Consider the following 9,942-nt stretch of genomic DNA (forward strand, 5'->3'; position numbering starts at 1 on the left):
TTTCCTCATTCCCGGGCCAAGGCCTCGACGGGATCCAGGCGCGCCGCATTGCGCGCCGGCAAATAGCCAAAAAGCACACCGATCAAGGTCGAGCAGCTGAATGCCGCCACCATCGATGCCGTGGAATAAACCATCTGGAACGAACCGCGGGTGGCCTTGGACACCAGCACGCCCAGCCCGAGGGACAGGACGATGCCGATGGCGCCGCCAATCAGGCACACCAGCACCGCCTCGATCAGGAACTGCTGCATGATGTCGCTGCGCCGCGCGCCCACCGCCATGCGCACGCCGATCTCGCGGGTGCGCTCGGTCACGGACACCAGCATGATGTTCATGACGCCGATGCCGCCCACCATCAGCGAAATCAGCGCGATCATGGACACCAGCAAGGTCATGGTGGCCGTGGTGCGTTCGATGGTCTTGCGGATCGCATCCGTGTTGAACACGAAGAAATCCTTGGTCACGTGGCGCCGCGTCAGCGTGCGCACGATGGCCTGTTCCGCCGCCGCGGGCGGCGCGGCGTCGTTGACGCGCACCGTGATGCTCTTCAGGTGCTGCTGGCCCAGCACGCGGGACAAGGCCGTGGTGTAGGGGATCCACACGTTCAAGGTGTCATTGCTGCCGAATACGGTGTCCTTCTTCTGCGTCACCCCGATCACGCGCGCTGGCATGGCCCCCAGGAACACCACCTGTCCGATGGGCTCGGTATGCGAGCCGAACAGCTTACGCCGGGTGGCCTCGTCAATCACGACTTCCTGCGCGCGCCGCGTCACGCTGGTGTCGTCGAAGAACTTGCCCTGGGCCAGCTTGATGGCGCGCACGCGGAAATACTGTTCGCCCACGCCCTGGATCATGCCGGTCACCGACACGTTGCGAAAGCGCAGCGTGTTGTTGGTGGAGACTTCCGGCGTGACGCTGTCCACATAGGACTCGCGCGCCAGCGCCTCCGCGTCGGCCGGCACCAGGGTGCGGATATTGACGGCTTTCTCGTCGCCGAAGTCCTTGCCGGGAAAGACCTCCACCGTGTTGGTGCCGATCTCGCTGATGTCGTCCAGGATCTTGCGGCGCGACCCTTCGCCCAGCGCCACCACCGACACTACGGCCGCGATGCCGATAATGATGCCCAGCATCGTCAGCGAGGTGCGCAGCCGGTGCGCGTTCATGGCCAGCAGCGCCATGCGCAGCGCCTCGCCGCAACGGTCCAGATAGGCCTGCCAGACGGGCCGCGCGGCCAACGCGGGCGCATCCTCCTTGACATGCTCGCGCCGCGGCGCGTCGGGATTGCGCTTGTCGGCGACGATCTCGCCGTCGCTGATCTCGATGATGCGCTGGGCGTGGCGGGCCACGTTCATATCGTGCGTGACGATGATGATGGTGTGGCCGGCCGCGTTCAACTCTTCCAGGATGCGCAGCACTTCCTGGCCGGTATGCGTATCCAGCGCGCCGGTCGGCTCGTCGGCCAGGATGATGTCGCCGCCGTTCATCAGCGCCCGCGCGATACTCACGCGCTGCTGCTGGCCGCCGGACAACTGGCCGGGCCGGTGCCCGGACCTGTCGCCCAGGCCCAGCCGCTTGAGCAGCTCGTCGGCGCGCGCCAGGCGCGCCTCGCGCCGCTTGCCGGCGTAGACCGCCGGCACCTCGACGTTGCCCTGCGCCGTCAGGTCGGAAAGCAGGTGATAGCGCTGGAAGATGAAGCCGAAATGCTCGCGGCGCAGTTCGGCCAGTTCGTCTGGATCCAGTTCGCCCGTGCTGCGGCCGTCGACCCGGTACTCGCCGCGGGTCGGCCGGTCCAGGCAGCCGAGGATGTTCATGAGGGTGGACTTGCCCGAACCGGACGCGCCCACGATCGCCACCATTTCGCCGGCCTCGATGGCCAGGTCGACGTCCTTCAGCACCGCGATGGTCTGCTCGCCCGCGGGAAACTCGCGGCGCACGCCCTTCAGCGAGATCAAAGGCCCGCCCATGTCAGGCCCCCGGCGCCGCGGCCGGCGCGGCATCCGCCGACACGACGCGCTCGCCCACCTCCAGCCCTTCCAGCACCTGCGCCTGGACGTTGTTGTTCATGCCGATCCGGACCTGGCGCGTTTCGGTCTTGTTGTCCTTCAAGACGACGCGCACGGCGTAGCGGCCGTCCTCGCCGCGCTTGCCCAGCGCCGAGGCCGGCACCACGACCGTGTCCTTGGCTTCGCCCAGCACGATGAAAACCTGGGCAGTCATGGAGATGCGCAGCTTCTCATCCGGGTTGGGCACGTCGAACAGGCCGTTGTAGTAGACCGCGGCGGTGGTGGAGCTGCCGCTGGACGAACCGGTCAGCGAGGCTGTCGCGTCGTCTTTCTGCACCGAGTCCGGCGCCGGCTCCACCGCGCGCAACTGGGCGCGGTAGCGCTCGTCGGGCTCGCCCAGGATGGTGAAGTAGACCGGCAGGCCCGGCTTCACGCGGGTGACGTCGGCTTCAGATATCTGCGCCTTGATGGTCATGGTGTCGACCTGGGCCACCTTGATGATGGTGGGCGCGCTCTGGATCGAGTTCACCGTCTGGCCTTCCTTGGTGACCACCGCCACCACCTTGCCGTCGATGGGCGAGACGATGCGGGTGTAGCCCAGGTTGACGCGGGCGGTGTCGACCTGGATCTCGGCTTGCGCGATCTGCGCGTCCAGCGAAGCGATTTCGGCGCGGGTCACGCCCAGCGTGGCCTCGGCGCTCTCATAGGACTCGCGCGAGCTGGCGTCGGCCGCCAGCATCTGCCGCTGGCGGCGGAAGGCCAGCTCGGCCTGCTTCAGCATGGCGACCTTGGCGGCCCGTTCGGCGCGCCGGGTCTGCAGGGCGGCTTCGGCGTTGCGCAGTTCGTTCTGCTGGGTCATGTCGTCGATCTCGGCGACCAGTTGGCCCTTCTTGACGCGGTCTCCCAACGCCACCTTCAGGGATTTCAACTGCCCAGTGGCCTGGGCGCCCACGCTGACGCGTTCGATGGCGTCGATGGTGCCGCTGGCCAGGACGCTGTCCTCAAGATTGGCGCGGGTGACCTCGGCCACCGCGAAAGTAGGCGGCGGCGGCGCGGCAAAGAACGCGGCGCGCACGCCGAACACGGCTAACAGGAGCAAAACGGCGATCAGGGAGTAGCGCTTGAACTTGCTGCGGGGCTTTTTCATTGAACCTGCCGGATGTGGCGCTGGGCTCTCGGACCGGCGCCGGTATTGCGAATTGCGGACCAGGCAAGCGACCTTGCCCTTGATGCTTGCTCATCCTAAACGTCTCGTCCGCCGGAACCATCGACGATCTGTGGCAAAACGGTGAAAAACAGTAAAGCGGGGCGGAACGTCAAGGGTGGCGCGATTGTTCCGTTGCATGAACGATACAACGCTTTGTCCGCCACCCTTGAAACACCCTACCCGCAGATGCGGCGAACGTGCCGCCATCTTGCGCCATTAGCATGCGAGTTCACCCTTAGATGACCGCTATCATGCGATTGGCGCCAATATGCGTTTGCGGCGCTGCAAAACAGCCGTGTCTCGACATAGGCCGACGATATGGCCAGAATGAACGCAGTTGCGCCGTATCCGTGTCCACTTCTCATAGATCCCCCTCTTCGTCACCCAGTTCCCCAGAATTTTCCGGGGCGGTGCTTTTGTGCCTGCTGGCGATGATGAATCACGTCGCGCTGACTGGGGGACGGATCACCGTCTCGCTCACCGCGCTGCAAATGGGCCTGTCGACCTTCAAGGTCGGCACGCTGGTCGCGGTGTTCGCGGTGCTGCCCATGCTGTTCTCGGTGCGCGCCGGCCGCTGGGTCGATCGGGTAGGCATCGTGCGGCCGCTGGCCATCGGCACGGCCCTGGTCGCCTCGGGCACCGCGCTGCCCTTCATCTCGCAGACCCAGTTCGCCCTGCTGATTGCTTCCTGTTGCATCGGCATCGGCTTCATGTTGCATCAGGTCGCCACGCAGGACCTGCTGGGCCACGCGGAACCGGCTCAGCGGTTGCGCAATTTTTCCTTCATGTCGCTGGCGCTGGCCGGGTCCGGATTCTCGGGTCCGCTAATCGCGGGGCTGGCCATCGACCATCTGGGCACGCGCCTGGCCTTCGGTCTGTTGACCCTGGGGCCGCTGCTGTCGGCGGGTGGCCTTTATGCCTTACGTCACCAATTGAAGGCGGTAGATTCACAGCTGTCTGGCAAAAAAGAAGCCGAAAAGCGCCGCGTTACTGAATTGCTGGAAGTGCCCGCGTTACGCCGCATCTTGATGGTCAACACCATTTTGTCCGGCGCATGGGACACCCATTTGTTCGTCGTGCCCATTTTCGGCGTCGCCATCGGTCTGTCGGCCACCACGATCGGCATCATTCTCGCGTCCTTCGCGGCGGCAACTTTCGTTATCCGCCTGATATTGCCCCTTATCCAGCGCCGAGTGCGGTCCTGGACGCTAGTGCGGGTAGCAATGGCGACAGCCGCCATCGATTTCATGCTTTATCCGCTGTTCACCGACGTTACCGTCCTGATCGTGCTGTCTTTCATCCTCGGACTGGCTCTGGGCTGCTGCCAGCCGAGCATGCTGTCCCTGCTGCACCAGCATTCGCCGCCGGGCCGCGCCGCCGAGGCCGTGGGCCTGCGGATGGCCCTGATCAACGGCTCGCAGGTCTCCCTGCCGTTGACCTTCGGCGCGCTCGGTGCGGTAATTGGTGTAGCCCCCCTCTTCTGGGCCTATTCCATCGCCCTGATGGCCGGAGGCTGGGCCAACCGCAATCCCCCGATCGAGTCTGACCGTAAACCGTAGCCGTGAACATGCAGTCCTCCCCTCCCGCCGCCGGCAACGCCGGCGCCAGCCTGCCCTTTCGCCTCTGGACCCACGAAGAGCGGCAGGCATCCCTGGATGAGGCCCTGCGCCACTGGCAGTCCGGCGAAGACGTGTGGGTGTACGGCTATGGCTCCCTGATTTGGCGCCCCGACTTCGACTTCGTGGAACGCCGGCTGGCGACCCTGCGCGGCCATCACCGGGCGCTGTGCCTATGGTCGCGGGTCAACCGCGGCACCCCGGAATGCCCGGGCCTGGTGTTCGGCCTGGACCGTGGCGGCTCCTGCCGGGGGGTGGTCTACCGCCTGGCAGGCCAGCAGGTGCCAACCTATTTCCCCGCGCTCTGGGAGCGCGAAATGTCCACCGGCGCCTACCTGCCGCGCTGGATCAATTGCACTACCGAAGCCGGCACCGTGCGGGCGCTGGTCTTCATCATGAACCGCGACAACCCGGCCTACATCCGCGCCCTGCCCGAGGCCGAGCTGCTGGCCATCGTGCGCCGGGCCGCCGGCCGCTACGGCCCCTGCACCGAATACGTGGTGCAGACCGCCCAGGCGCTACGCGCCGCCGGCATCCACGACGCCCGCCTGGACGCCATCGCGCGCCGGCTGGAACTGGACGGGCATACCCTGCCGGAAGGCGCCTGAGGCGCGCACCCGGCAAATCTTGCCTGCGCCCTGAGCGGGGTCAATAAGGGTACCGCCTTCCAGGCGGTATAAACTCCTTGTTATCAACGCTGAACTACTCGCCCCATGTCCGTCTCTGATCTGCGTCAAAGCTACGACAAGAACGTGCTGCTCGAAGGCCAGGCCGCTGCCTCCCCGTTCGAACAATTCACCCGCTGGTTCGACGAGGCCCTGGCCGCCAAGGTCCCCGAACCCAACGCCATGACCCTGGCCACGGTGGACGCCGGCGGCCAGCCCAGCGCGCGCATCGTCCTGATCAAGGGCTTCGATGAGCGCGGGTTCACGTTCTTCACCAATTACGAATCCCGCAAGGGCCTGGACCTGCAGGCCCAGCCGCGCGCCGGCCTGCTGTTCTTCTGGCAGCCGCTGGAGCGCCAGGTCCGGATCGAAGGCGTGGTCGAAAAAGTGGCCGACGACGAGTCGGACGCCTACTACCACAGCCGGCCCGCCGGTTCGCGCATCGGCGCCTGGGCCTCGCGCCAGAGCCAGCCCATCACCCGTGAAGAGCTGGAAGCCCGCGAACAGGAGTTCCGCGAACGCTTCGGCGAACAGCCGCCGCGCCCGCCGCACTGGGGCGGCTACCGCCTGAAGCCCACCGCCTTCGAATTCTGGCAAGGCAGGCCCTCGCGCCTGCATGACCGCCTGCGCTATGTCGCGGACGGCCAGGGCTGGAAGATCGAACGCCTGTCGCCTTGATGCCGGGCGCCGCGCGCGCCCGCCCCCAACCAACGATTGCATGACCGCCTCCTCCCCTGATTTTGACGCTGCCTTTTTCCGCACCGCGCTGGGCCGTTACGCCACGGGCGTGACCGTCGTGACCGCCGCCGGCCTCGATGGCGCGCCCATCGGGCTGACGGTCAGCTCCTTCAACTCCGTGTCGCTGAACCCGCCGCTGGTGCTGTGGAGCCTGTCGCGCAACTCGTCGTCGCTGGCCGCCTTCGAGCAGTGCGAGCGCTATGTCGTCAACGTGCTGGGCGCGGAGCAGATCGCGCTGGCGCGCCGCTTCGCCACCGGCAAGACGCCGGACCGCTACGCCGGCCTGACGGTGCACCACGCGCCGGGCGGCACGCCCATGCTGGACGGCCATTGCGCCGCCTGGTTCGAATGCCACAACCGCAGCCGCTACGTCGAGGGCGACCATGTCATCATGGTGGGCGAAGTGGAGCGCTGCGGCCATAGCGGCGAACCGCCGCTGGTGTTCCATGCCGGCGGTTTCGACCTGACCCCGGCCGGCGCACCGTCGGAAAGGAAAGCGCCATGAGCGTGGATGTGGATTGCGTCGTCATCGGCGCGGGCGTGGTGGGCCTGGCGATCGCGCGGGCGCTGGCCCAGTCCGGACGCGAGGTACTGGTGGCGGAAGCCACCGAGGCCATCGGCACCGGCACCAGCTCTCGCAACTCCGAAGTCATACACGCCGGCATCTACTACCCGGCGGGCAGCCTCAAGGCCCGCCTCTGCGTGCGCGGCAAGCACCTGCTGTATTCCTATTGCGCCGAGCGCGGCGTGCCCTACAAGCGGCTGGGCAAGCTCATCGTCGCCACCACCACCGAACAGGCCGCGCAGCTGGAAGGCATCGCCCAGCGCGCCCGCGCCAATGGCGTGGACGACCTGCAGTTCATCTCCGGCGAGGACGCCATGGGCCTGGAGCCGGCGCTGCGCTGCACCGCCGCGCTGTCCTCGCCGTCCACCGGCATCGTCGACAGCCATGCGCTGATGCTGTCGTTCCAGGGCGACGCCGAAAATGCGGGCGCGCAATGCGTCTTCCACACGCCGCTGGTGTCCGGCCGGGTCCGCCCCGAGGGCGGTTTCGACCTGCAGTTCGGCGGCGACGAGGGCATGACCCTGAGCTGCAACGTGCTGATCAATTCGGCCGGCCTGCATGCGCCGGCGCTGGCGCGCCGCATCGACGGCCTGCCGCCATCCAGCATCCCCGCCGATTACCTGTGCAAGGGCAGCTATTTCACGCTGTCCGGCCGCGCGCCTTTCTCGCGCCTGATCTACCCGGTGCCGCAACATGCGGGCCTGGGCGTGCACCTGACGCTGGACCTGGGCGGCCAGGCCAAGTTCGGTCCCGACACCGAATGGGTCGGCACCGAGGACTACACGCTGGATCCGGCCCGCGCCGAAGTCTTCTACGAGGCCGTGCGCAGCTATTGGCCGGCCCTGCCGGACGATGCCCTGGCGCCGGGCTACACCGGCATCCGGCCCAAGATCTCCGGCCCTCACGAACCGGCGGCCGACTTCGTCATTGCCGGCCCGGCCGCGCATGGCGTGCCCGGCCTGGTGAACCTGTTCGGCATAGAATCCCCCGGGCTGACCTCCAGCCTGGCCCTGGCGGAAGAGGCCCTGGCCCGCTTGAATGGATAAGTCCCGACGCCGCGCACGCTTGCCGCCCCCCGCAGGGGCCGCCCTCCCTTGAGGCTGCCCGGCTCGCGGGCTCTACACTGCCATCCCCATTTCTCCTTTCTTGTCTCCTGAACCATGCAGCACAACGACTACATCCTGACCCTGTCTTGCCCCGACCGCACGGGCATCGTGTACCGCGTCAGCGGCCTGTTGTTCGAATTGGGCTGCAACATCCTGGATTCGCAGCAGTTCGGCGATGAAGAGACCGGCCGCTTCTTCCTGCGCGTGCACTTCGACGTGCCCGCCGGCGTGTCCGTGGACGATCTGCGGGCGCGGCTGGACGGCATGTCGGCCGAATACGGCATGGAACTGAAGCTGCATGACGCCCGTCGCAAGGAACGCCTGCTGATCATGGTCAGCAAACAGGGCCACTGCCTGAACGACCTGCTGTTCCGCGTGCACAGCGGCCATCTGCACGCCGAAGTGGCCGCCATCGTGTCGAACCACAACGACTACGCCGGCCTGGCGGCGTCCTACGGTATCCCGTTCCACCATCTGCCGGTTACCGCCGACACCAAGACGCAGCAGGAGCAGCAGGTGCTGGCCCTGGTCGATAAGGAAGGCATCGACCTGGTGGTGCTGGCCCGCTACATGCAGATCCTGTCGGAAGACATGTGCCGCGCGCTGAACGGCCGCGCCATCAACATCCACCACAGCTTCCTGCCCAGCTTCAAGGGCGCGCGCCCCTACCACCAGGCGCATGCGCGCGGCGTCAAGATCATCGGCGCCACCGCCCACTACGTCACCTCGGACCTGGACGAAGGCCCCATCATCGACCAGGACATCGAACGCGTGGACCACACCATGACCGCCCAGGACCTGACCCAGGTCGGCAGCGACATCGAGTCCCTGGTACTGTCGCGCGCCGTGCGCAGCCACGTCGAGCACCGCATCCTGCTCAACCGCAACAAGACCGTCGTCTTCCGCTAGACGCAAGGGACCGCCGCCAGGGCGGCCCCTCACGATCAGGGCGGCGCCCCCGCGCCGTCCTCTTTCCGCCCGCCTAGGAACTCGCCTCCGCCATCGCCAAGGCGGCGGCCGTGGCGCTCGCCACGTCGGGCTGCAGATGTCCCAGCAGCCGCTGGTACAGGCCGATGCGACGCACGATGTCCATCGGCTGCCCCATCAGGCCCGAAACGATCAGCGCCACCCCTCGCGCCTCGCACGCCTTGCTCAGCCCTTCGAGCGCTTCGGCGCCAGTCGAGTCCACGTAGATCACGTTCTTCAGGTCCAGCACCAGCGCGCGGGCAGGCAGGCTGTCTTCCAACGACTCCACCAGCTTGGTGGCGCCGAAGAAGACGGTGCCGTACAGGCGCCAGACCGCGATCTTGCCGTCCTGGCCGGCCAGCAGGGGCTGCTCCGCGGCCGTGATGCGTTCGGCGCGCGACAGGCTGGAGATGCGGTAGATGAAGGTCAGGCAGGCCGCGAAGATGCCGAACTCCACCGCGACCGTCAGATCGAAGACCACCGTCAGCAGGAACACCGACACCAGCGTGACCCGATACGGCAGGCGGTAGGTCTTGAGCCGGGCGAACTCGCGCCACTCGCCCATGTTCCAGGCCACGAACATCAGGATGGCCGCCAGCGTGGCCAGCGGGATCGAGGCCGCCAAGGGCGCGGCCGCCAGCATCACCAAGAGCAGCACCAGTGCGTGCACCATGCCCGCGACAGGACTGGTGGCGCCGCTTTTCACATTGGTCACGGTGCGCGCAATGGTGCCCGTGGCCGGCATGCCGCCAAAGAAAGGCGTGACGAAGTTGGCGACGCCCTGGGCCATCAGCTCCTGATTGGGATCGTGCCGGTCGCCTATCATGCCGTCGGCCACCCGCGCGCACAGCAGCGACTCGATGGCGCCCAGCGCCGCCAGCGTGATGGTGGGCATGAGCAGGAACCTGGCCGATTCCCAGCTGAACGCCGGCAAGGTGAAGTCTGGCAGCGCCGCCGGAATGCCGCCGAAGCGGCTGCCTATGGTTTCCACCGGCAGGCCGAACACGGCCACCGCCGCGGTCGCCAGCACCAGCGCGACGATCGAACCCGGCACGCGCGCCAGCCCGGCCGCCCGC

At 67.1% G+C, this 9,942-nt stretch carries 9 protein-coding genes; 6 read left to right on the plus strand and 3 right to left on the minus strand.

The window, feature by feature from the left end; genetic code table 11:
* Positions 1-5: 5 nt before the first annotated feature.
* Positions 6-1,964 carry a MacB family efflux pump subunit gene (locus WBB14_RS00090; protein ID WP_424238022.1) on the minus strand — a complete coding sequence of 653 codons (1,959 nt, stop codon included), beginning with the start codon at positions 1,962-1,964 and terminating at the stop codon, positions 6-8.
* Between the two features lies 1 nt (position 1,965).
* Complete coding sequence (locus WBB14_RS00095; RefSeq protein ID WP_424238023.1) at positions 1,966-3,150, minus strand: efflux RND transporter periplasmic adaptor subunit; 1,185 nt, start codon at positions 3,148-3,150, stop codon at positions 1,966-1,968.
* A 410-nt stretch (positions 3,151-3,560) separates the two neighbouring features.
* On the opposite strand from WBB14_RS00095, the gene WBB14_RS00100 reads away from it, so the two are divergent.
* The 6 genes from WBB14_RS00100 to purU all read left to right on the plus strand — a co-directional run bounded on the left by WBB14_RS00100 (position 3,561) and on the right by purU (position 8,809).
* Positions 3,561-4,769 (plus strand): MFS transporter, encoded by a 1,209-nt coding sequence (locus WBB14_RS00100; RefSeq protein ID WP_424238030.1) that lies wholly within the window; start codon positions 3,561-3,563, stop codon positions 4,767-4,769.
* A gap of 2 nt (positions 4,770-4,771) precedes the next feature.
* Positions 4,772-5,434, plus strand: a complete 663-nt coding sequence (locus WBB14_RS00105) for a gamma-glutamylcyclotransferase (RefSeq protein ID WP_424238024.1) — start codon at positions 4,772-4,774, stop codon at positions 5,432-5,434.
* Positions 5,435-5,539: 105 nt separating this feature from the next.
* Positions 5,540-6,169: a pyridoxamine 5'-phosphate oxidase gene (gene pdxH / locus WBB14_RS00110; RefSeq protein ID WP_424238025.1), complete on the plus strand. Its 630-nt coding sequence runs from the start codon at positions 5,540-5,542 to the stop codon at positions 6,167-6,169.
* A gap of 40 nt (positions 6,170-6,209) precedes the next feature.
* Complete coding sequence (locus WBB14_RS00115; RefSeq protein ID WP_424238026.1) at positions 6,210-6,734, plus strand: flavin reductase family protein; 525 nt, start codon at positions 6,210-6,212, stop codon at positions 6,732-6,734.
* Entirely contained in the window at positions 6,731-7,840 is a 1,110-nt protein-coding gene (locus WBB14_RS00120; RefSeq protein ID WP_424238027.1) for an NAD(P)/FAD-dependent oxidoreductase, read from the plus strand. The genes WBB14_RS00115 and WBB14_RS00120 overlap by 4 nt, the downstream gene beginning before the upstream one ends.
* 114 nt (positions 7,841-7,954) lie before the next feature.
* Entirely contained in the window at positions 7,955-8,809 is an 855-nt protein-coding gene (gene purU / locus WBB14_RS00125) for a formyltetrahydrofolate deformylase (protein WP_424238028.1), read from the plus strand.
* Positions 8,810-8,882: 73 nt separating this feature from the next.
* On the opposite strand, the gene WBB14_RS00130 is transcribed toward purU, so the two are convergent.
* On the minus strand, positions 8,883-9,942 hold a 1,060-nt coding region (locus WBB14_RS00130; RefSeq protein ID WP_424238029.1), incomplete at its 5' end, for a SulP family inorganic anion transporter.

It is taken from the genome of Achromobacter sp., from assembly GCF_049647645.1.
In the GTDB taxonomy this organism is placed as follows: Bacteria; Pseudomonadota; Gammaproteobacteria; order Burkholderiales; family Burkholderiaceae_B; genus Achromobacter.

What these genes read in the sequence shown, in the direction of transcription:
- purU (WP_424238028.1), top strand. Translation starts at nt 7,955, where the DNA reads ATGCAGCACAACGACTACATCCTGACCCTGTCTTGCCCCGACCGCACG.
- pdxH (WP_424238025.1), top strand. Translation starts at nt 5,540, where the DNA reads ATGTCCGTCTCTGATCTGCGTCAAAGCTACGACAAGAACGTGCTGCTC.
- WBB14_RS00115 (WP_424238026.1), top strand. Translation starts at nt 6,210, where the DNA reads ATGACCGCCTCCTCCCCTGATTTTGACGCTGCCTTTTTCCGCACCGCG.
- WBB14_RS00095 (WP_424238023.1), bottom strand. Translation starts at nt 3,150, where the DNA reads ATGAAAAAGCCCCGCAGCAAGTTCAAGCGCTACTCCCTGATCGCCGTT.
- WBB14_RS00120 (WP_424238027.1), top strand. Translation starts at nt 6,731, where the DNA reads ATGAGCGTGGATGTGGATTGCGTCGTCATCGGCGCGGGCGTGGTGGGC.
- WBB14_RS00090 (WP_424238022.1), bottom strand. Translation starts at nt 1,964, where the DNA reads ATGGGCGGGCCTTTGATCTCGCTGAAGGGCGTGCGCCGCGAGTTTCCC.